This is a genomic window from Streptomyces sp. VRA16 Mangrove soil, from assembly GCF_017377775.1.
Lineage (GTDB): Bacteria > Actinomycetota > Actinomycetes > Streptomycetales > Streptomycetaceae > Streptomyces.
This window is the reverse complement of the sequence record NZ_JAFVLN010000008.1, coordinates 278,655-300,705: the sequence shown is the minus strand read 5'-3', so window position 1 is coordinate 300,705 and position 22,051 is coordinate 278,655. Positions and strand designations below refer to the sequence as shown.

Sequence of the window (22,051 nt, the reverse complement as noted above, 5' to 3'; positions counted from 1 at the left end):
TCACGGCGGGGGGCGGCATGTTCGAGTACCACGGCTGGATCACCCTGAGGCAGAGCCCGGAGGCCGACGCCGACGAGACGGGACTGCCCCGCGTCGTCGACGAACTCCGGTCCCGCGTCGACGGGTTGGGCAGCCCGTACCTCGCGGACCTGCGCTGGTTGAACGGCGAGGCGTTTCTCCATGTCGGTGGCCACACCAACCACCGCCCGCCCGCAGGTTCCGAGGCGGACGTCGTCGCCCTGTACGAGCAGGTCGCGGCCGTCGCCCCGGGCGCGTACGGGCTGCTGCACCTGCGCGACGACGAGGACCCGGAGCACGCGAACGAGCTCCGCGTGCTCCGCCTCGCCCGCGGCACCCTCACCCGGCACACCGAGCCACTGCTGTCCCCGTGCGTCCCCGTGGTCGAGGACGCCTGAGCCGCTCGCGCTCCCCGGCCCCTCCCGCGCTGTCAGTGCGCACCGCTACCGTCGGATCATGGCGAAGGGGCAGACGGAGCAAGCGGCGGGGGCGCGCCCCATGGCGGTGCTGGAGGGGGTCCTCGAGCGGATCACATACGCGAACGAGGAGACCGGGTACACGGTCGCGCGCGTGGACACCGGCAGAGGCGCCGGCGATCTGCTGACCGTCGTCGGCTCGCTGCTCGGGGCGCAGGCGGGGGAGTCGCTGCGGATGGAGGGCCGCTGGGGCTCCCATCCGCAGTACGGCAAGCAGTTCACCGTGGAGAACTACACGACGGTGCTGCCCGCCACCATTCAGGGCATCCGCCGCTACCTCGGATCGGGCCTGGTCAAAGGCATCGGACCGGTCTTCGCCGACCGCATCACCCAGCATTTCGGGCTCGACACCCTCGACATCATCGAGCAGGAGCCGAAGCGGCTGATCGAGGTGCCGGGGCTCGGCCCGAAGCGCACCAAGAAGATCGCCGACGCGTGGGAGGAGCAGAAGGCCATCAAGGAGGTCATGGTCTTCCTCCAGTCGGTGGGTGTGTCGACCTCCATCGCCGTCCGTATCTACAAGAAGTACGGGGACGCCTCGATCGGCGTCGTGAAGAACCGGCCGTACCGGCTCGCCGCCGACGTGTGGGGCATCGGCTTCCTGACCGCCGACCGCATCGCGCAGGCCGTCGGCATCCCGCACGACAGCCCCGAGCGCGTCAAGGCCGGTCTGCAGTACGCCCTTTCGCAATCCACCGACCAGGGGCACTGCTTCCTTCCGGAGGAGCGGCTCATCGCCGACGCGGTGAAGCTGCTCCAGGTGGACACGGGGCTCGTCATCGAGTGCCTCGCCGAGCTGACCCTGCCCGACGAGGAGAGCGGCGAGCCGGGGGTGGTGCGCGAGCAGGTCCCCGGCGAGCACGGGGAGCCGGTCACCGCGATCTACCTCGTCCCCTTCCACCGGGCCGAGCTCTCGCTCTGCGCCCAACTGCTGCGCCTGCTGCGCACGGACGACGACCGGCTGTCCGCCTTCCGGGACGTGGCCTGGGACAAGGCGCTGGCCTGGCTCGCCGACCGGACGGGGGCGAGCCTCGCGCCCGAGCAGGAGGAGGCCGTCCGGCTCGCCCTGACGAAGAAGGTCGCCGTGCTCACCGGCGGTCCCGGCTGCGGCAAGTCGTTCACCGTGCGGTCGATCGTGGAGCTGGCCCGCGCCAAGAAGGCGAAGGTCGTCCTCGCCGCTCCCACCGGGCGCGCCGCCAAGCGGCTCGCCGAGCTGACCGGGGCGGAGGCCTCCACCGTCCACCGGCTGCTCGAACTCAAGCCGGGCGGCGACGCCGCGTACGACAAGGACCGGCCGCTCGACGCCGACCTGGTCGTGGTCGACGAGGCGTCCATGCTGGATCTGCTGCTCGCCAACAAGCTGGTGAAGGCCGTCCCGCCCGGCGCCCATCTGCTCCTCGTCGGTGACGTGGACCAGTTGCCGAGCGTCGGCGCGGGCGAGGTGCTGCGCGACCTGCTGGCGCCGGACAGCCCCGTCCCGGCCGTCCGTCTCACCCGCATCTTCCGCCAGGCCCAGCAGTCCGGCGTCGTCACCAACGCGCACCGCATCAATTCCGGCACCCCGCCCCTGACCCAGGGGCTCGACGACTTCTTTCTCTTCGTGGAGGACGACACGGAGGAGGCGGGCCGGCTCACCGTCGATGTCGCCGCCCGCCGTATTCCGGCCAAGTTCGGCCTCGACCCGCGGCGCGACGTCCAGGTACTGGCCCCCATGCACCGCGGCCCGGCCGGAGCGGGGAATCTCAACGGGCTGCTGCAGCAGGTCATCACCCCGGGCCGCCCCGAGCTGCCCGAGAAGCGGTTCGGCGGCCGGGTCTTCCGCGTCGGCGACAAGGTCACCCAGATTCGGAACAACTACGAGAAGGGACAGAGCGGTGTCTTCAACGGCACGGTGGGCGTCGTCACCGCCCTCGACACCGAGGAGCAGAAGCTCACGGTCCTGACCGACGAGGACGAGTCGGTGGAGTACGAGTTCGACGAACTGGACGAGCTCGCGCACGCCTATGCCGTCACGATCCACCGGTCCCAGGGGAGTGAGTACCCGTGCGTGGTGATCCCGGTCACCATGAGCGCCTGGATGATGCTCCAGCGCAACCTGCTCTACACCGCCGTGACCCGGGCGAAGAAGCTGGTCGTGCTGGTCGGGTCGAGGAAGGCGTTGGCGCAGGCCGTGCGCACGGTTTCGGCGGGTAGACGCTGTACAGCGCTGGATTTCCGGCTTGCGGGCGCAACCCTTCAAAAGATTTGATCGATCAAACGAGTCGCAAACCTCACAGGGCACTTCCGGAACCGGGTGATCGGGGGCAGGATGGGCAGGCTGGAGGCACTGAGTGCCGCCAATTGGTCCAATGAGCGACCCCGAGTGCACTCTGCTGGGCCAAGTGGGGGATGGTAGAGACAGTCAGGGCACCTCGAAGAAGAGGCACTACGTCGGTGAGGGACAAGACGTGAGCGAGCACAACGACAAGGCTGTAGTACTGCGGTACGGCGATGGCGAGTACACCTACCCGGTGATCGACAGCACCGTCGGCGACAAGGGCTTCGACATCGGGAAGCTCCGGGCCCAGACAGGACTGGTGACCCTCGACAGCGGATACGGCAACACCGCCGCCTATAAATCCGCGATCACCTACCTCGACGGCGAAGAGGGCATCCTCCGCTACCGCGGCTACCCGATCGAGCAGCTGGCCGAGCGTTCCTCCTTCGTCGAGGTGGCGTACCTGCTGATCAACGGCGAGCTCCCGACCGTCGACGAGCTCTCCACGTTCAAGAGCGAGATCACGCAGCACACCCTGCTGCACGAGGACGTCAAGAACTTCTACAAGGGCTTCCCGCGCGACGCCCACCCGATGGCCATGCTGTCGTCGGTCGTCTCGGCGCTGTCCACCTTCTACCAGGACAGCCACAACCCGTTCGACGAGAAGCAGCGCCACCTCTCGACGGTCCGCCTGCTCGCCAAGCTTCCGACGATCGCGGCCTACGCGTACAAGAAGTCGGTCGGCCACCCGTTCGTCTACCCGCGCAACGACCTCGGCTACGTCGAGAACTTCCTGCGCATGACGTTCTCCGTGCCGGCGCAGGAGTACGAGCTCGACCCGGTCGTCGTCTCCGCGCTCGACAAGCTGCTCATCCTGCACGCGGACCACGAGCAGAACTGCTCGACGTCCACCGTGCGTCTGGTCGGTTCGTCGCAGGCCAACATGTTCGCGTCGATCTCCGCCGGTATCTCCGCGCTGTGGGGTCCGCTGCACGGTGGCGCCAACCAGTCGGTCCTGGAGATGCTGGAAGGCATCCAGAACTCCGGCGGCGACGTCGACACCTTCATCCGCAAGGTGAAGAACAAGGAAGACGGCGTGAAGCTCATGGGCTTCGGGCACCGCGTCTACAAGAACTTCGACCCGCGGGCGAAGATCATCAAGGCGGCGGCGCACGACGTCCTCTCGGCGCTCGGCAAGAGCGACGAGCTGCTCGACATCGCGCTGAAGCTGGAAGAGCACGCGCTGGCCGACGACTACTTCGTCGAGCGCAAGCTCTACCCGAACGTCGACTTCTACACCGGCCTGATCTACCGGGCCATGGGCTTCCCGACCGAGATGTTCACGGTCCTGTTCGCCCTCGGCCGTCTGCCGGGCTGGATCGCCCAGTGGCACGAGATGATCAAGGAGCCGGGCTCCCGTATCGGCCGCCCGCGCCAGATCTACACGGGCGTCGTCGAGCGCGACTTCGTGCCGGTCGAGGCTCGCTGAGCCGTTTCCCTCGCTGAGCCGCCCCACGCGGGGCGGTGAGCGGAGCAGGGCATAGAGAAAGCGCCCCGCTGCCGGTCCCCCCACGGGCCGGCAGTCGGGGCGCTTTCCTTTTCCCGGTGCGGATTCCCCCCACGGGATCCGGCCGGGCGTTCATGGGTGCGTCGGTCGCCGAAGCACGTACGTACGGGGTGGGCCGCTCAAGCTCCCCGGGGCACGTGCCTCGGCCAACGCAGTCGGGTCCGTCCCCCAAGACGGGCCCGCGCGACACAAAAACGCCCCCCAAGACGTTCCTGCATCGCCTCCTTAGACTCACGAGACCTGCAAAGGGTTACGTTCCGATCGATGTGATCTGCGTCTCTTGCATATGTCCCGTGCGTACGCAAGAGGCCCGATATGGGGATATCGGCTCCTGCGTGGGAGTAGTGCAATTGTGCCGTGTGGATTGTGTGGAGGTCCAGGCGCTTCTAGGTGAACTTGCGCAGCCGCAGGCTGTTCGTCACCACAAATACGGACGAGAAGGCCATCGCGGCCCCGGCGATCATCGGATTGAGGAGACCGGCCGCGGCCAGCGGCAGCGCGGCGACGTTGTATCCGAAGGCCCAGCAGAGGTTTCCCCTGATGGTGGCGAGGGTGCGCCGGGAGAGTCGGATCGCGTCGGCGGCCACCCGCAGATCACCTCGTACGAGCGTCAGGTCACCGGCCTCGATCGCCGCGTCCGTGCCGGTGCCCATGGCCAGGCCCAGATCGGCGGTGGCGAGCGCGGCCGCGTCGTTGACCCCGTCGCCGACCATCGCCACGCTGCGGCCCGCCGACTGCAGGCGCCGGACCGCGGCGACCTTGTCCTCCGGGAGCACCTCGGCGATCACGTCGTCCGGGGCGATGCCCACCGCGCGGGCCACGGACGCGGCGGCGGCGCGGTTGTCGCCGGTGAGCAGGACCGGGGTCAGGCCCAGGGCGCGCAGCTCCGCCACGGCGCGGGCGCTGGTCTCCTTGACCGTGTCGGTGACGGTGAGGACCCCGCGGGCCGCGCCGTCCCAGGCGACCGTGACGGCGGTGCCGCCCGTCGCCTCGGCGGCACTCAGTGCCTCTTCGAGGGCGGGCGGGAGCGTGATCCCGGCATCGGCGAGCAGCCGGGCCCGGCCGACCAGGACGCGGTGGCCGTCGACCGTGCCGCGCACGCCGAGCCCGGGAACGTCGGCGAAGTCGTCGACCCGGGGGAGTGTGCCGTGCCGGTCGGCGGCGGCCGTGGCGACGGCGCGGGCCACCGGGTGCTCGGAGGCGTGCTCCAGGGCGCCCGCGAGCCGCAGCAGCTCCTTCTCCTCCACGCCGTCCGCCGGGTGTGCCGCGTCGAGGGTCATCCGGCCCGTGGTCACCGTGCCGGTCTTGTCGAGGACGACCGTGTCGACGGCGCGGGTGGACTCCAGGACCTCGGGGCCCTTGATGAGGATGCCGAGCTGGGCGCCGCGGCCCGTGCCGACCATGAGCGCGGTGGGCGTGGCGAGGCCGAGGGCGCACGGGCAGGCGATGATCAGGACCGCGACCGCCGCGGTGAAGGCCGCCGTGGTGTCGCCCGTGGTCAGCTGCCAGGCCAGCAGGGTGCCGAGCGCGATCACGAGGACGACCGGGACGAACACCGCCGAGATCCGGTCGGCGAGCCGCTGCACCTGCGCCTTCCCGGTCTGCGCCTCCTCGACGAGCTTGGCCATGCGGGCCAGCTGGGTGTCGGACCCGACCCGGGTGGCCTCGACGACGAGCCGCCCGCCCGCGTTCACGGTCGCGCCGGTGACGGCGTCGCCGACGGTCACGTCCACGGGCAGCGCCTCGCCGGTGAGCAGGGACGCGTCGACCGCGCCGGAGCCCTCGACGACCGTGCCGTCCGTGGCGATCTTCTCGCCGGGGCGTACGACGAAGCGGTCACCGGGCGTCAGCCGGCCGGCGGGGACGCGCACTTCGGTGCCGTCGGGGGCGAGCAGGCTGACGTCCTTCGCGCCGAGTTCGAGCAGCGCGCGCAGGGCGGCGCCCGCACTCCTCTTGGCCCGCGCCTCCAGATACCGGCCGACCAGGATGAACGTGACGACGCCCGAGGCCACTTCGAGATAGATGTGCCGGTCGTCGCCGCCGAGGAACAGCGCCCACAGCGACCACAGGTACGCGGCGAGGGTGCCCACGGAGACGAGGGTGTCCATGGTGGCTGCGCCGTGCCGGGCGTTCGTCCAGGCCGCGCGGTGGAACGGGGCGCCGCCCCAGAGCACCACCGGGGTGGCCAGGACGAGCGCGACCCATGCCCAGCCGGGGAAGTGCAGGCCGGGGATCATCGACAGGAGGATCACCGGGACGCTGAGCGCCGCGGAGACCGCGAGACGCCGGGCGACCGGGGTGTCCCCGGCGGCGGGCTCCTCGGCGGGGGGAGCCTCCTCGGCCAGCGCCTGTGCCGTGTAGCCCAGCTTGGTGACGGTGGCGATCAGATCGTCCGGGGTGACCCCGTCCGGGTACATGACCTTCGCCTTCTCCGTGGCCAGATTGACCGTCGCCGTGACGCCCTCGATGCGATTGAGCTTCTTCTCGATGCGGGCGGAGCAGGAGGCACAGGTCATGCCGCCGATGGCGAGGTCGATCTCGGCGGGCCCGGAGGCGGGGGTGGTGGGGCCGGTGGCCGGTGCGTCGTCCTTCATGGTGCTGCGAGCCTACGAGGGCAGGGGCGGGGACGGCGTCCCGGCCCCTGTGCCCGTACGGGAACTCAGGCCCGGCCGACCAGCTCGTACCCGGCCTCGTCGACGGCGGCGCGCACGGCCTCCTCGTCGAGCGCGGCGGCGGAGACCACGGTGACCTGGCCGCTCGCGGCGACCGCCTTGACCGAGGAGACGCCCTCGATCTCGGAGATCTCGCCGGCGACCGCGCCCTCGCAGTGGCCGCAGGTCATGCCCTTGACCTGGTAGACCGTGGTGACGGCGCCCTCGGCGGCAGGGGCGGCGTCCGTGTGGCAGGAACCGCCGCAGCAGGAACCGGCGGCCGGCTCGGTGTCGACCTGGGGGAGCTCGGTGTGGGCGCTCATGTCGTTCTCCTAAAAGGACGTGGAGCGAGTACCGGGTTTCCCCGGCACTCCCTGACGTCACCGACTCTATACCCCTAGGGGGTATTTCTCCAAGACGGGTCGCGGCGGGCGAGGGAACGCGCCCAGGCGAGGCCCAGGAGGGAGATGAGGATCAGGCCGCCCACCGAGAACAGGGTGAAGAGATGCTTCTGGGCGTCGGTCGGCTCGGGGATGTACCCCTGCGCGAAGAGCGAGCGGTCGAGCCCGGTGCTGGTCAGCCGCGCCACCAGCCAGATCGCGATGCCGTGCATCGAGTCCCACAGGGCGTGCAGCAGGGACACCCCGATGTAGGTGAGGACCACGGGCCCCGCGAAGCGGTAGCGGCCGTTCGGGCGGCGGAAGGCGAGCAGCACCGCGCCGGAGATCGCCGTCCACAGGCCGTGCCCGAAGGGTGCGAGCAGTCCGCGCAGCACCTCCGTCTCCAGCAGGGAGCGCAGGTCGATGCCGTCCATGGTGATCGCGGCGTTGAAGGCGTACCCCGCGCTCTCGAAGGCGGCGAACCCGAAGCCGACCGTGGCGCCCAGGACGAGTCCCGCGCGCAGACCGCTGACGCGCGGATAGCGATGGAGCACGTACATGAGGGCGAGCAGCTTGACCGCTTCCTCGATCAGGCCGACGCCGACGAACATCCAGACCGAGGGGTGCAGGAGGTAGTACTCCATCACCGAGGCGCCGAGCACGCCGAGGATGCCGCCGACCATGAAGCAGCCCAGGATCAGATTGACGCCCAGGTCGCGGCCGTGACGCTCGTAGGCCCACAGGACGAAGACCGTCGGCACCAGGAAGCTGCCCAGCAGGATCAGCGTGGGCAGCAGGGTGGTGTTCTTCGTGGCGTACGTGACCAGCGCCGTGAGGACCCACAGGGTCAGGCCGCCCCACAGGCAGCGCTTCCAGACGCCGGGGCGGATCTGCGGCCCTGGCGGTGGTGGCTGCTGGGGGATGCGGGCCTGGGGCGCCCCGAAGGGCTGAGGGTTCGTCACAGCGGTCGCCTCCGGCATTCCCTTGAACTGGTGGTGGTTATGGGTGATTTGTCGGAAGTTTATGGTAGACACCCGCTATGTCGCAGTCCGGGACGCTCATTCTGATCATGGCCATCGCCGTGGCCGCGCCTCTGCTGGCCTACGGAGTGGGGCGCTGGCTGCCGGTCCCGCTCGTGATCTTCGAGATTCTGCTCGGCATCCTGGTCGGCCCCGACGCCCTCGGCTGGGCCTCCAGCCACGGCGAGAGCATCGACGCCCTCTCCGACCTGGGCCTGGCCATGCTGATGTTCCTCGCCGGGTACGAGATCGAGTTCGGCAAGGTCCGCGGCGACACCCTGCGCCGGTCCGCCTGGGCCTGGCTGATCGCACTCGTGCTCGGGCTCACCCTCGCCATCGCCCTCGCCGGCTGGTCGTACGCGAAGGGCGTCTACGTCGGCACCGCCCTGACCAGCACCGCCCTCGGCACGATCCTGCCCGTGCTGCGCGACTCCGGGGACCTGCACTCGCGGTTCGGCGACGTGATGCTGGCGTTCGGCGCGGTCGGCGAGTTCGGGCCGATCATCGCGATGGCGCTGCTGCTCAGCGGGCGCTCCCCGCTCGACTCCGCGCTGGTGCTGCTCGCCTTCGCCGTCGTCATCGCCTTCGCCGTGCTCTGGGCCCTGCGGCCGCGCCCGCCGTGGTTCGCGAACGTCATCGCCAAGACCCTGCACAGCAGCGGACAGTTCGCGGTACGCCTCGTCGTGCTGCTGCTCGCCCTGATGCTGGGCGCCTCGTACGCGCTCGGCGTCGACACCCTGCTCGGCGCGTTCGCCGCCGGGATGGTGGTCCGGCTCGTGCTGCACGGGGCCGCGCCCGACAGCGCGCACGAGGTCGTGGAGAAGGTGGAGGCGATGGGCTTCGGCTTCCTGGTGCCGATCTTCTTCGTCGTCACCGGGATCGACTTCGACCTGAAGTCCCTCCTGGACGGCGGCACCGCGCTGCTGCTCCTGCCGCTCTTCCTCGTGCTGTTCCTGGTGGTACGCGGACTGCCCGTCTACTTCTTGGCGCCGCGCGACCTCGGACCGCGCGACCGCAGGGCCCTGACCCTCTTCTCCTCGACCGCGCTGCCGCTCGTCGTCGCCATCACCACCATCGGCGTCCAGGACGGCGCGCTGCCCACCGACGTCGCGGCCGCCCTGGTCGGCGCCGCGATGGTCTCCGTGCTCGTCTTCCCGCTGCTCGGCCTGAAGCTGCGGGCCGGCAAGGGGCGGCGGGCGCTGCCGCAGGGGCCGGTGCGGGGGGCCGAGTCCTGGTGACGGCGCGCCCTTAACGTAGGCCGTGATCAGTCGGGTGACGGAAAGGGCGGGCTCATGCGCGCGGTGGTGTTCGAACGGTTCGGGGAGCCCGCCGAGGTCCGGGAGGTGCCGGACCCGGTGGCCGCGCCGCACGGGGTGGTCGTCCGCGTCGAGGCGACCGGCGTGTGCCGCAGCGACTGGCACGGCTGGATGGGGCACGACCCGGACATCGTCCTTCCGCATGTGCCGGGGCACGAGCTCGCCGGGGTCGTGGCGGAGGTCGGCGCGGACGTCCGCGGCCGGCGCGTCGGCGACCGGGTCACCGTGCCGTTCGTGTGCGCCTGCGGGCGGTGCGCCTCGTGCGCGGCCGGGGACCAGCAGGTGTGCGAGCGGCAGACGCAGCCCGGGTTCACGCACTGGGGCTCGTTCGCCGAGTACGTGGCGCTCGACCACGCCGACGTGAACCTCGTGGCGGTGCCGGACGACATGGAGTTCACCACGGCCGCCGGACTCGGCTGCCGGTTCGCCACCGCCTACCGGGCCGTCGTGCAGCAGGGCCGGGTCGCGGCCGGGGAGTTCGTCGCCGTGCACGGATGCGGCGGGGTCGGCCTGTCCGCCGTGATGATCGCGGCGGCGGCCGGGGCGCGGGTCGTGGCCGTCGACGTCAGCGCAGGGGCGCTCGAACTGGCCCGGAGCTTCGGGGCCGTGGCCTGCGTGGACGCGCGGGGCGTGGCGGACGTCGCGGAGGCGGTGCGGAAGGCGACCGGCGGGGGCGCCCATCTGTCGCTGGACGCGCTCGGGTCCGCCGTGACGTGCGCGGCGTCCGTGGGCGGGCTGCGGCGGCGGGGGCGGCACGTGCAGGTGGGGCTGCTGGCGGAGGATCCTGTGGTGCCGATGGGGCGGGCCGTGGCGCTGGAGCTCGAACTGATCGGGAGTCACGGGATGGCCGCGCACGCCTATCCGGGGATGCTGGAACTGGTGCGGGGCGGGGTGGTGCGGCCCGATCTGCTCGTGACCTCCGTGATCGGGCTCGATGACGCGCCCGGGGCGCTCGCCGCGATGGGGAGCGGGGCGGCGGGGGCCGGGGCCACCGTGGTGACGCCGTTCGTCTGAGGGGCGTGCGGGTGGTGGGGGTGCGCGCTCTTGGGAGTCGCCCCCGCCGCCCCTTCCCGTCCCGTCCCCGGGGGCTGCGCCCCCGGACCCCCATTGGTTCGTTGTCGGGTGCGTGTCGCGGATGGTTGCTCGCGCCGTTCCCCGCGCCCCTTTCGGGGCTTAATCAGTTGCCCGGCGGATTCGGTGCTGCCAGATTTCCGTGGCGTGACGTGGCTGCGACGGTTCATCGGGATGTGTGGGGCGCGGCCTCGGGCCGTGGTGCTCGCCTGCGGCGGGGCCGTGGCGGGGGTGCTGCTCACCGTCGCCGCCCCCCTGGTCGTCCGGCAGGTCATCGACGGGGGCGCCGGGGCCTGGCTCGTGGTGCTGCTCGCTCTGGCCTGCGCCCAGTTCGGGGCCTCCTGGACCCGGCGGTGGTGGGCCGGGAAGGTGCAGTGGGGCGTCGAGCGCGATCTGCGGCTGCTGCTGCACGACGCCGTCCAGCGGATCGACGGGCGGCGCCTGGACCGGCTGCGCTCGGGCGACGTGCTCAGCCGCGCCGTCAACGACGTCGCCGTCGTGCGCGACCTCACCGGCATGCTGCCGCTGCTCGCCCAGAACGGCCTGACCCTCGTCCTCACCCTCGCCGTGATGGTGTACCTCTCGCCGCTGCTCGCCCTGGTCGCGCTCGCCGTCGTACCGCCGATGGCGCTGCTCGCCCGCAGCTCACGGGACCGGATCTTCCCCGTCGACCAGGCCGTGCAGGAACGCACCGGGGCGGCGTCCGAGGCCGTCGAGTCCAACATCGCCGGGGTCCGCGTCGTCAAGGGCTTCGCCCAGGAGGACGCCGAGACCGACCGCTACGCGAGCCTCGCCCGGCGGATGTTCGCCGCCCGTGTCGAGCGCCGCAGGCTCGCCGCCCGCTACGCGGGACTCCTCGGTGAACTGCTGCCGGGCGTCGCCCGGTTCGGGGTCGTGCTGCTCGGCGGCTGGTTCGCCGTGCGCGGCGACATCACGCTGGGCACCTTCGTCGCCTTCACCACCTACCTGGCCGCCATGATGGGCCCGGTCCGCATGCTGTCCAACATGGTCGGACAGGCGCAGGAGGCCCGCTCCGGACTCGTACGGATCTTTGAACTCGCCGACGCCGAGCAGGAGGTCACCGAGCGGCCGGGGGCCCGCGCCGTCGCGGCCGGGGCGCTCGCCGTCGTCTTCGAGCAGGTCTCCTTCACGCACGTCGACGGCGCGCCGCCCGCCCTCGACGGGCTCGACCTGACCATCGCCCCCGGCGAGACCCTCGCCCTCGTCGGGGCCTCCGGATCCGGCAAGTCCACCGTCGGCGCGCTGCTCTCGCGGCTGTACGACGTCGACGCGGGCGCCGTCCGGATCGGCCCCGCCGACGCGCTCACCGACGTACGGGAACTGACGCTCGACTCGGTGCGTGAGGCCGTCGGCACCGTCTTCGAGGAGAGCGTGCTGTTCTCCGAGAGCGTGCGCGACACCATCAGGTTCGGTCGGCCCGACGCCGGGGACGCCGAGGTGCGGGCCGCCGCCGAGGCCGCGCACGCGCACGGCTTCATCGAGGCGCTGCCGGACGGGTACGACACCGTCCTCGGCGCCCAGGGGCTGACCCTGTCCGGCGGGCAGCGGCAGCGGCTCGCGCTGGCCCGCGCGCTGCTCACCGACCCGCGCGTCCTCGTCCTCGACGACGCCACGTCCGCCGTCGACCCGAAGGTCGAGGCGGCCATCCACGCCTCCCTGGACCGGCAGCTGGCCGACCGCACCGTACTGCTCGTCGCGCACCGCCGCTCCACCCTCCGGCTCGCCGACCGGATCGCCGTCCTGGAGGGCGGGCGGGTCGTCGACACCGGTACGCACGAGGAACTGACCGGGCGCAGCGCGCGCTACCGGGCGCTCGTGCTGGGGGAGTTGACGGACGACGGGAGCGCCGGGTGCGTGCCTGACGCCGCGGCGCCGCAGGAGACGGCGCAGCGGCCCGCGGAGGCGGCGGCGGTGCCCGCTCTCGATCCCGGCGTCGACGAGGCGCGGGCCCGCGCCGTCGACCCCGGCTTCACCCTGCCGCGCCTGCTGCGGCCCTACCGCGCCCGGCTGTACGCCATCGGCGCGATGCTCGTGCTCGACACCGTGCTGCTGATGCTCGCGCCGCAGCTGGTCAGCGCCGCCGTCGACCAGGGCGTACGGCGCCACGACACGGCGGCCCTGACCGTCGTCGCCCTCGCCCTGCTCGCCACCACGGTCGCCAACTGGCTGGTGTTCACCGCGGAGATGAGGGCCATCGCCCGCACCGGCGAACGCGTCCTGTACGAGCTGCGCGTCAAGATGTTCGCCCATCTGCAGCGGCTCGGCCTCGACTACTTCGAGCGGGAGTCCGGCGGCCGGGCCGTCACCCGCATGGTCAACGACATCGCCGCGATCGGCGACTTCGTGCAGCACGGCCTGCTCGACTCCGTCGTGTGCGTGCTGCTCGTCGTCGGCGTGGTCGCCGTCATGTTCTCCCTCGACCTCGGGCTCACCCTCACCGTCCTCGCGGTCATGCCCGTGCTCGTCGCCGTCGCCTGGTGGTACGGGCGGGTCTCCAGGCGCCAGTACGACGTCAACCGCACCCACCTCGGCCTCGTCAACAGCGCCTTCCAGGAGGCCATCGACGGGGTGCGCGTCACGCAGGCGTACCGCAGACAGCAGCGCAGCGCCGCCCGCTTCCACACGCTCGCCGAGGAGCAGCGCGTCCACCAGATGCGCTCGCAGCGCTATCTGTCGCTGTTCTTCTCGGCGGTGGAGTTCCTCTCCGACGCCGCCACCGCGCTGGTCCTCGGCGTCGGCGCCTGGCGGGTGGCGCACGACGGGCTCAGCACCGGCACCGTGGTGGCGTTCCTGCTCTACGTCGGCCTCGTCTTCGTCCCGTTCCGCAACGCCTCCCAGCTCCTGGACGGCTATCAGCGCGCCCGCGTGGGCCTGGGCCGCTGCCGGGAACTGCTGCGCGAGCGGCCCACCGTCACCGACCCGCACCGCCCGCTGCCGCTGCCCGCGTTCGGCAGCGCCGGCCGGATGCGCGGCGAGCTGGTGCTGCGGGATCTGCACTACGCGTACCCCGGCGGGGAGAAGCGCGCCCTGGACGGCGTCACCGCGCGCATCGGGCCGGGCGAGACGGTCGCCGTCGTCGGCGAGACCGGTGCCGGCAAATCGACGCTGCTCAAGCTGGTGGCCCGGATGTATCTGCCGACCCGGGGCGCCGTCGAGGTCGACTCGGTGGACCTGCGCGAACTGTCCGGCACCGCCTACCGCAGCCGGATCGGGCTCGTGCCGCAGGAGGCGTACCTGTTCGGGGCGACGGTGCGCGACGCCATCGCGTACGGGCGTCCCGGCGCCTCCGAGACGGAGGTCCGCGAGGCCGCCGCCGAGGTCGGCGCGGACCGGATGATCACCGGCCTGACCGGCGGCTACGGACACCGCCTCGCCGAGCGCGGGCGCAACCTCTCGGCCGGCCAGCGCCAGTTGATCGCCCTGGCCAGGGCCCGCCTGGTCCGCCCCGACCTGCTGCTCCTCGACGAGGCGACGGCGGCCCTCGACCTCGCCACGGAGGCGGCGGTCGGACGGGCGGTGGCGACGATGACCACCGACTCCGGCACACCCACCACCCTCGTCATCGCCCACCGCCTGACCACGGCCGCGAAGGCGGACCGGGTGCTGGTCCTGGACGGGGGCCGGCTGGTCGAGGAGGGGGAGCATGCCGAGTTGCTGGCTGCGGGCGGCCCGTATGCGCAGCTGTGGTCCGCGTACGAGGACGGGGTGATCCCGGCCTGACGCACGGGCCGCCCGGTGCGGCGGCCGGGGTCAGCCGGTCGTGCGGCCCCGGTTGCCGGGGCGGGAGGCCACCCACTTGCGCACCGTGTCCGCGTACCAGTAGGGCTTTCCGCTCTCCACGTGGTCCGGCGGGGGCAGCAGGCCGTGCTTGCGGTACGAGCGGACGGTGTCGGGCTGGACGCGGATGTGCGCGGCGATGTCTTTGTACGACCAGAGCCTGTGGTCGGCCATGAGTGGCTCCTTCCCTGGCGGGTGTCGCTCGGCGGCTCGGGGGTGGCCGCCGGTGATCACCCACCCTGTGCCCGGAGAACGAGGTGCACCGAGAGGAAGGGAGGGGCTGTGGGACGCCTGTGACGCAGAACCCGCGTAGGGCGGACAAGCGTGACAGTAAAGGGGCGTTTGTGACGTGAGTGATGCAAAGGGGGCGCAGAGGCGGCGCATGCACCGGCGTACGGCAGGGGAGGGGCGGACGCGCGCCGAGCGCTGAGCGAGGGCCGGGCAAGGGCCGAGCAGGGCGGGCCGGGTCTGCTGCGCCAGACCCGGCCCGCCTTCCCCGCATCCCCCCGGCCGAGTGGCCCGAAGGCACAAGGGTGCCTCAGTGGTCACCGGTGGTCTTGGAGAAAGACGCACTGCCGGTGCGGGTCCTGCCGCGCAGGACCAGGCTCGTCGCCTCCCCGGCGAGCCGGTCGGTGGCCGGCGGACCGCCCGGGTCGACGTGGACGCCGCGCGCGAGGAAGAACTCCCGGGGCGTGCACCCGGTCATCGCCTTGAACTCGCCGCTCAGATGCGCCTGGTCGTAGTAACCGCAGGCCGCGGCCGTCTCGGCCTGGGTGGCGCCGGAGCACAGCAGCCGGCGGGCCCGCTGCAGGCGCAGCACCCGGGCCGCCCCCTTCGGGCTGATCCCGATCTGCTCCCGGAACCGGTTCTCCAAGTGCCGTACGCTCCAGCCGACTTGATCGGCGATCCGGGTCACCGGCGCCGCGCCCCCGCTGTGCGTCAGCGCGTACCAGGCCCGCACCGTGCCGCTCGCGCACGGCGGACCCGCCTCCAGCCAGCGTGCCAGGGTCGTGTCGAGAAGCTGGAAACGGGCCCGCCACGACGACAACTCGCCCAGTTCATGGGCGAGTCGGGCGACCGCCGCGTCAGGGAGCGCTCCCAGCGCGTCGGGGTGCACCCGCCAGCCGGACAGCTCGTGCAGCGGCACCGAGAACAGGGTGAACGCGGCCCACGGCGTCAGCAGCACCTCCACCCCGGCGAGCCGGCCGCCGTGCTCGCCGAGTACCGGCGTGGTCGACATGCCGGACAGCACCACGGAGAGCTCGGCCGTGCGCAGACCGTCCGGACGCGCGCCCCCCTGCCCGCCCCTTCCGCCCACGCCGACCCAGCCGCCGGTCGCCTCCGTGATGCGCACCGCGCCCTCGAACCCCAGCATCAGCGTCACCGCGCCGATCGGCGCCTCCAGGCGGGCCCGCGGCCCGGGGAAGGCGAGCCGAAAACCGCGGTAGCCGATGACACCGGGGCGCAGGCGTGCGTGCGGTCGGGCGGAGGCCGTCTCCCAGGTGCCGTTCGGGCAGCGTGCGGGTCGGATGGGAGGCCGTGCGGAACTCGGGGTGCGAGGGACACGAGAACTCATCCGCCGATACTGCTATACGCCGCACGACCTGAGATAGCCCCTTGTGCGGCGGGCGATCGGCAGCGGTCGTTCCGGTTCACACGGATACATGTCCTGCTCGACGATCGCGAACAGGTCGACGTCGAGGCGCGCGGCGGCGGCGAGCACCGGCTCCAACTCCGGTACCCCGCGCGGCGGTTCGCACATCACGCCCTGCGCGACGGCCGGTCCGAAGGGGGTGCCCTGCGCGCGCACGCCGGCCAGCACGGCCGGGTCCACCTGCTTGAGGTGCAGATAGCCGATGCGCTCCCCGTACGTCTCGATCAGCTTGACGCTGTCGCCGCCGCAGTACGCGTAGTGGCCCGTGTCCAGACACAGCGACACCAGGGACGGGTCGGTGGCGTCGAGGAAACGGGCGACGTTCTCCTCGGAGTCGATGTGCGTGTCGGCGTGCGGGTGGACGACGACCCGCAGCCCGTACCGGTCGCCCACCTCGCGGGCGAGCCGCTCGGTCTGGCCGGCCAGGTGCCCCCACTGCTCGGCGGTGAGGGCCGAGTCCTCCAGGACCTCTCCCGTCTTGTCGTCGCGCCAGAAGGACGGGATGACGACGAGGTGCCCCGCGCCCATGTCCCGCGTCAGCGCGGCGATCGACGACACGTGCTCCCAGGTCTTCTCCCACACGGCCGGGCCGTGGTGCAGCCCCGTGAAGACCGTGCCGGCCGAGACCTTCAGGCCGCGCCGCCCGGTCTCCTCGCCGAGCGTGCGCGGATCCGTCGGCAGATAGCCGTACGGGCCCAGCTCGATCCACTCGTAACCGGCCTCGGCGACCTCGTCGAGGAAGCGCCGCCAGGGGACTTGGCGCGGGTCGTCCGGGAACCAGACGCCCCAGGAGTCGGGGGCGGAGCCGATGCGGATGCGGGGTGACAGCGTCGTCATGGGAATCACCCTTCGGCCCCCGGGAGAGGGTGTCAAGCCTTGGTCCGAATGTCCGGACAAAATGTTGACAGGGGGGCGGGGGCGGGGCTAGACCGGAGCCACTGGATCGCGTCGAAGGGAACCGGTATGGCCGCCCGCACCGAGCTCGACCTGATCACGATGGGCCGGATCGGGGTGGATCTGTATCCGTTGCAGGCGGGTGTGGGCCTCGCGGAGGTGTCGTCCTTCGGCAAGTTCCTCGGCGGGTCCTCGACGAACGTCGCCGTCGCGGCGGCCCGGCTCGGGCTGCGCACCGCCACGATCACCCGGACCGGGCGCGATCCGTTCGGGGAGTATCTGCGGCACCAGTTGCGGGAGTTCGGGGTCGACGAGCGCTGGGTGACGCCGGTCGACGGGCTGCCGACGCCGGTCACCTTCTGCGAGATCTTCCCGCCGGACGACTTCCCGCTCTACTTCTACCGGCGGCCCTCGGCGCCCGATCTGCAGATCGCCGCGGACGAACTGGACCTCGCGGCGATCGGGGCCGCGCGGATCTTCTGGATGACCGGTACGGGCCTGAGCGCCGAGCCCAGCCGGGGGGCGACGCTGGCGGCGCTCGCGTGCCGGTCGCGGGGCGAGCACACCGTCTTCGACCTGGACTGGCGGCCCATGTTCTGGGGAGACGCGGCCCGGCAGGACCCTGCGGCCGCCCGGGACGTGTACCGGGAGGCGTTGCGGCACGCGACCGTCGCCGTCGGGAACGTCGACGAGGTCGAGATCGCCACCGGGGAGCGTGAACCGGCCGCCGCGGCACGGAAGTTGCTGTCCTACGGGGTGCGGCTCGCCGTGGTGAAGCAGGGGCCCCGCGGGGTGCTGGCGATGACCTCCGGCGGGGAGGTGGCGCAGGTGCCGCCGCTGCCGGTCGAGGTGCTGAACGGGCTCGGGGCCGGGGACGCGTTCGGCGGGGCCCTGTGCCGCGGGCTGCTCGACGGGTGGGAGCTGGAGCGGATGATGCGGTACGCGAACGCGGCCGGGGCGATCGTGGCGTCGCGGCTGGAGTGTTCGTCGGCGATGCCGCGAGCGGAGGAGGTGCAGGCGGCGCTCGCCGCGGGGCGCGTCTCCCCGGATGCCCGCCCGCCGGACAGCGGCCCGGCGCCGGGGGGCCGCCTTGCCCACCCAGCCGCCCCGGGCGGCAGATGGCCCGAGGCCGTCCGGGCAGTGGGGACGGCGGGGGCCGCCCGCCCGGCGGCGGGTGGTGCCGGAGGGGCTGTGGCGTCGGCGGGCGTTGAGGTCGCGGGGGGCCGTTCGGCGACCGCTCCCGACCTTGGCCGTGGGGCCAAGGTCGGTATCGCCGGTCTTGCCCGGCTGCGGGCCGAGCGGCCCGACGCCGTGGCCGAGGCCGCCGGCCGACGGGCGCGGCGGGCGCTGGTGGCGGGGCCGGGGTCGCGGCTGATGATCGTCGCCGCCGATCATCCGGCGCGGGGTGCGCTCGGGGCCGGGGAGCGGGCCTTCGCCATGGCCGACCGGGCCGATCTCCTCGACCGGCTCTGCCTCGCTCTGTCGCGGCCCGGCGTGGACGGCGTCCTCGCCTCCGCCGACGTACTGGACGACCTGCTGCTGCTCGGCGCGCTGGAGGACAAGGTCGTCATCGGGTCCATGAACCGGGGCGGACTCGCCGGGTCCGCCTTCGAGCTCGACGACCGGTTCACCGGGTACCGGGCCCAGGACCTGCACCGGATCGGCTTCGACGCCGGGAAGCTGCTGCTGCGCATCGGGTACGACGAGCCCGGCGAGGGTTCGGTGCGGACCCTGGAGGCCGCCGCCCGCGCCGTCGACGCGATGGCCGAGCACCGGCTCCCGGTGTTCGTCGAGCCGTTCCTCTCGCACCGCGACCCCACGACCGGAGTGCTCCGCAACGACCTGAGCGCCGACGCCGTCACCCGGTCCATCGCCGTCGCCTCCGGGCTCGGCGGCACCTCCGCCTACACCTGGCTCAAGGTCCCCGTCGTCGACGACCCCGACACCATGGCCCGCGTCATGGAGACGTCCACCCTGCCGGCCGTGCTGCTCGGCGGCGACATCAAGGACGGCGACCAGGACGCCACGTACGAGAAATGGCGGGCCGCGCTCCAACTCCCCACCGTCCAGGGGCTGGTGGTCGGGCGCTCACTGCTGTACCCGCCGGACGGCGACGTCGCGGCGGCGGTCGACACGGCCGTCGGACTGCTCTGAGGCACCACCGGTACGCGGGGGAGAGGGAGGAGAGTGGCGGGATGACGCATCGATCCAGGACACATCTGCCCAGGGGCAGCGCAGCCGACGGTCCTTACGCCCTGCACGTGGACCCCGACAAGGTCGGCTGGTCCCGCGCGGGCCTGCGCATCGTCGAACTGGAGCCCGGGCAGCGGCACGCCTTCGACACCGGCGAGAGTGAATGGATCGTGCTGCCGCTCGCAGGTGGTTGCTCCGTCAACGTCTCCGGGCGGATCATCGAACTGGCGGGCAGAGAAAGCGTGTTCAGCGGCGCGAGCGACTTCGCGTACGTGCCGCGCGACGCCCGCGCAGAGATCGCCTCCGGTGCGGGAGGCCGCTTCGCCCTGGCAGGAGCGAAGTGCGGACGACGACTCCCCGTCCGCTACGGCCCCGCGCCGGAGGTTCCCGTCGAGCACCGCGGCAGCGGCACCAGCGCCCGGCAGGTCCGCAACTTCGCGGCCGCCGACGCCTTCGACTGCGACCAGCTCATCGCCGTCGAAGTGATCACGCCCGGCGGGAACTGGTCCTCGTACCCACCGCACAAGCACGACGAGCACCGCCCGGGGACCGAGTCGGAGCTGGAGGAGATCTACTACTTCGAGATCGAAGGGGAGGGCGGATACGGCTATCAGCGGGTCTCGCCCTCCCGGCCCGGCGGCACCGATCTGCTCGCCGAGGTCCGCACTGGCGACACCGTGCTGGTCCCCGACGGCTGGCACGGCCCGTCGATCGCCCAGCCGGGACACGCCATGTACTACCTGAATGTGATGGCGGGACCGGGGGAGGAGCGGGAATGGAAGATCTGTTTCCACCCCGATCATGTGACGGAGGGATACCGATGACCCCGACGGCAGCTACGACAGCGACCGTGCGTCTCACCACGGCGCAGGCCCTCGTCCGCTTCCTCTCCCGCCAGTACACGGAGCGCGACGGCGTCCGGCAGCGCCTGATCACCGGCACCTGGGGCATCTTCGGCCACGGCAACGTCGCCGGGCTCGGCCAGGCACTGCTCCAGTACGCCGACGACATGCCGTTCCACCAGGGCCGCAACGAGCAGGCGATGGTGCACGCGGCCGTCGGATACGCCCGGCAGAGCGACCGCCTGTCCGCCCACGCCGTCACCACCTCCATCGGCCCCGGCGCGACGAACCTGGTGACCGGTGCCGCCCTCGCCACCGTCAACCACCTCCCCGTCCTCCTCCTCCCCGGCGACGTGTTCGCGGCCCGCCCCGCCGACCCAGTGCTCCAGCAGCTCGAAGTCCCGTACGCGGGCGACGTGTCCGTCAACGACTGCCTGCGGCCGGTGTCGAAGTACTTCGACCGGATCACCCGCCCTGAGCAGCTGATCCCCGCCGCGCTCCAGGCGATGCGGGTCCTCGCCGACCCCGTCGACACCGGAGCCGTCACGCTCGCGCTGCCGCAGGACGTCCAGGCGGAGGCGTACGACTGGCCGCAGGAGTTCTTCGCCGAGCGGGTGTGGGGCGTACGCCGCCCGGCCCCCGACGCCACCGAACTCGCGGCAGCGGTAAGGGCGTTGAAGCAGGCCCGGCGTCCGCTGATCGTCGCGGGCGGCGGCGTCCACCACAGCGGCGCCGAGCAGGCACTGGCCGCCTTCGCCGACGCCACCGGGATCCCGGTCGCGTCCACGCAGGCCGGCAAGGGCTCGCTCCCGTACGACCACCCGGCCGACGTCGGCGGCATCGGCCACACCGGCACCGCGACCGCGAACGAGCTGGCCCGCACCGCCGACCTGGTCATCGGAGTCGGCACCCGCTACACCGACTTCACCACGGCCTCCGCCACCCTCTTCGCGGGCCCGGGCGTCCGCTTCCTGAACCTGAACATCGCCGCCTTCGACGCGCACAAGCTGGCCGCGCTGCCCCTGGTGGCCGACGCCCGCGAGGGGCTGACCGCGCTCGGCGAGGCACTCGGCGAGCGGTACCGGGCCGAGCCCGCCCACGTCACCGCGTACACGGACGACAAGGAGCGCTGGGAGCACCGCGTCGACGCCTGCTACGCCGCCGACGACGACCTCGTACGCCCGACACAGGCCCAAGTCCTGGGCGTTCTGGACGAGTTGGTGTCCGGCGACGACATCCTCATCAACGCGGCCGGGTCCCTCCCCGGCGATCTGCACAAGCTGTGGCGCACCCGCTCGCGCGACCAGTACCACGTCGAGTACGGCTACTCCTGCATGGGCTACGAGATCCCGGCCGCCCTCGGCGTCGCTCTCGCCGCGCCCGGACGCCCGGTGTGGGCGCTGGTCGGCGACGGCACGTACCTGATGATGCCGACCGAGCTGGTCACGGCGGTGCAGGAGAACATCCCGGTCAAGGTCGTCGTGCTCCAGAACCACGGGTACGCGTCCATCGGCGGCCTGTCCGCGTCCGTCGGCGCGGAGGGCTTCGGCACGCAGTACCGGTATCCGGTACAGGGCGCGGCCGGGTACACGGGCGCCCCGCTCCCCGTCGACCTCGCCGCCAACGCGGCCAGCCTCGGCATGGACGTGCACCGCGCGAAGACCGTCCGTGAGCTGCGCGAGGCACTCGCGGCCACCCGCGGAGCGACCCGCCCCACATGTGTCTACGTCGAGACCGAAACGGCAGACACAGTGTCGGGCCCGCCCCCGGCACAGGCGTGGTGGGATGTGCCCGTGGCCGAGACGTCCGACGCCGACCGTTCGCCGTCGACCGCCAAGGCCCGCGAGGAGTACGAGCGGCACGTCACCGCACGCCGCCGCCACCTCTAGAACCACCGGACGTAACTGTCACAACA

Annotated in this window: 15 protein-coding genes and 1 pseudogene; 10 read left to right on the top strand and 6 right to left on the bottom strand. The window is 72.2% G+C overall.

Annotation, left to right across the window (positions count from 1 at the left end; genetic code table 11):
• Positions 1-17 precede the first annotated feature (17 nt).
• The 3 genes from J3486_RS23240 to J3486_RS23230 all read left to right on the top strand — a co-directional run bounded on the left by J3486_RS23240 (position 18) and on the right by J3486_RS23230 (position 4,240).
• Complete coding sequence (locus J3486_RS23240; protein WP_207823293.1) at positions 18-416, top strand: Imm7 family immunity protein; 399 nt, start codon at positions 18-20, stop codon at positions 414-416.
• Positions 417-474: 58 nt separating this feature from the next.
• Complete coding sequence (locus J3486_RS23235; protein ID WP_207823291.1) at positions 475-2,742, top strand: ATP-dependent RecD-like DNA helicase; 2,268 nt, start codon at positions 475-477, stop codon at positions 2,740-2,742.
• Positions 2,743-2,971: 229 nt separating this feature from the next.
• Positions 2,972-4,240, top strand: a complete 1,269-nt coding sequence (locus J3486_RS23230; protein ID WP_229378481.1) for a citrate synthase — start codon at positions 2,972-2,974, stop codon at positions 4,238-4,240.
• Between the two features lie 464 nt (positions 4,241-4,704).
• Here the strand turns inward: J3486_RS23230 and J3486_RS23225 are convergent, their stop codons facing one another.
• The 3 genes from J3486_RS23225 to J3486_RS23215 form a co-directional block, all read right to left on the bottom strand.
• Complete coding sequence (locus J3486_RS23225; protein ID WP_207823287.1) at positions 4,705-6,912, bottom strand: cation-translocating P-type ATPase; 2,208 nt, start codon at positions 6,910-6,912, stop codon at positions 4,705-4,707.
• Between the two features lie 65 nt (positions 6,913-6,977).
• Positions 6,978-7,292: a heavy-metal-associated domain-containing protein gene (locus J3486_RS23220; RefSeq protein WP_207823285.1), complete on the bottom strand. Its 315-nt coding sequence runs from the start codon at positions 7,290-7,292 to the stop codon at positions 6,978-6,980.
• 74 nt (positions 7,293-7,366) lie between these two features.
• Positions 7,367-8,329 carry a PrsW family intramembrane metalloprotease gene (locus tag J3486_RS23215; protein ID WP_229378437.1) on the bottom strand — a complete coding sequence of 321 codons (963 nt, stop codon included), beginning with the start codon at positions 8,327-8,329 and terminating at the stop codon, positions 7,367-7,369.
• Between the two features lie 59 nt (positions 8,330-8,388).
• Here J3486_RS23215 and J3486_RS23210 point away from each other — a divergent pair, with 59 nt between their 5' ends.
• The 3 genes from J3486_RS23210 (at position 8,389) to J3486_RS23200 (ending at position 14,496) form a co-directional block, all read left to right on the top strand.
• The gene (locus J3486_RS23210; RefSeq protein ID WP_207823281.1) at positions 8,389-9,606 is read left to right on the top strand and encodes a cation:proton antiporter; all 1,218 of its coding nucleotides are present in this window, start codon (positions 8,389-8,391) and stop codon (positions 9,604-9,606) included.
• A 54-nt stretch (positions 9,607-9,660) separates the two neighbouring features.
• Positions 9,661-10,698, top strand: coding sequence for a zinc-dependent alcohol dehydrogenase family protein (locus J3486_RS23205; protein WP_207823278.1), 1,038 nt, complete (start codon positions 9,661-9,663; stop codon positions 10,696-10,698).
• A gap of 204 nt (positions 10,699-10,902) precedes the next feature.
• Complete coding sequence (locus J3486_RS23200) at positions 10,903-14,496, top strand: ABC transporter ATP-binding protein (RefSeq protein ID WP_307804904.1); 3,594 nt, start codon at positions 10,903-10,905, stop codon at positions 14,494-14,496.
• A gap of 30 nt (positions 14,497-14,526) precedes the next feature.
• On the opposite strand, the gene J3486_RS23195 is transcribed toward J3486_RS23200, so the two are convergent.
• The 3 genes from J3486_RS23195 to J3486_RS23185 all read right to left on the bottom strand — a co-directional run bounded on the left by J3486_RS23195 (position 14,527) and on the right by J3486_RS23185 (position 17,044).
• A complete protein-coding gene (locus J3486_RS23195) occupies positions 14,527-14,727 on the bottom strand; it encodes an AlpA family transcriptional regulator (protein ID WP_207823276.1) in 201 nt (66 codons plus the stop codon).
• Positions 14,728-15,091: 364 nt separating this feature from the next.
• Entirely contained in the window at positions 15,092-16,129 is a 1,038-nt protein-coding gene (locus J3486_RS23190) for an AraC family transcriptional regulator (protein ID WP_207823274.1), read from the bottom strand.
• A 12-nt stretch (positions 16,130-16,141) separates the two neighbouring features.
• Positions 16,142-17,044 (bottom strand): sugar phosphate isomerase/epimerase, encoded by a 903-nt coding sequence (locus J3486_RS23185; protein ID WP_207823272.1) that lies wholly within the window; start codon positions 17,042-17,044, stop codon positions 16,142-16,144.
• A 126-nt stretch (positions 17,045-17,170) separates the two neighbouring features.
• Here J3486_RS23185 and iolC point away from each other — a divergent pair.
• The 4 genes and pseudogenes from iolC to iolD form a co-directional block, all read left to right on the top strand.
• A pseudogene (gene iolC, locus J3486_RS44265) lies at positions 17,171-18,142 on the top strand (5-dehydro-2-deoxygluconokinase); the annotation flags it as partial.
• Positions 18,143-18,475: 333 nt separating this feature from the next.
• Positions 18,476-19,255, top strand: coding sequence for a deoxyribose-phosphate aldolase (locus tag J3486_RS45240; protein ID WP_374194761.1), 780 nt, complete (start codon positions 18,476-18,478; stop codon positions 19,253-19,255).
• Positions 19,256-19,296: 41 nt separating this feature from the next.
• The gene (iolB, locus tag J3486_RS23175) at positions 19,297-20,118 is read left to right on the top strand and encodes a 5-deoxy-glucuronate isomerase (RefSeq protein ID WP_207823269.1); all 822 of its coding nucleotides are present in this window, start codon (positions 19,297-19,299) and stop codon (positions 20,116-20,118) included.
• On the top strand, positions 20,115-22,025 hold the full coding sequence (gene iolD / locus J3486_RS23170) for a 3D-(3,5/4)-trihydroxycyclohexane-1,2-dione acylhydrolase (decyclizing) (RefSeq protein ID WP_207823267.1): 1,911 nt from the start codon (positions 20,115-20,117) through the stop codon (positions 22,023-22,025). Before iolB ends, iolD begins: the two co-directional genes overlap by 4 nt.
• Positions 22,026-22,051 lie beyond the last annotated feature (26 nt).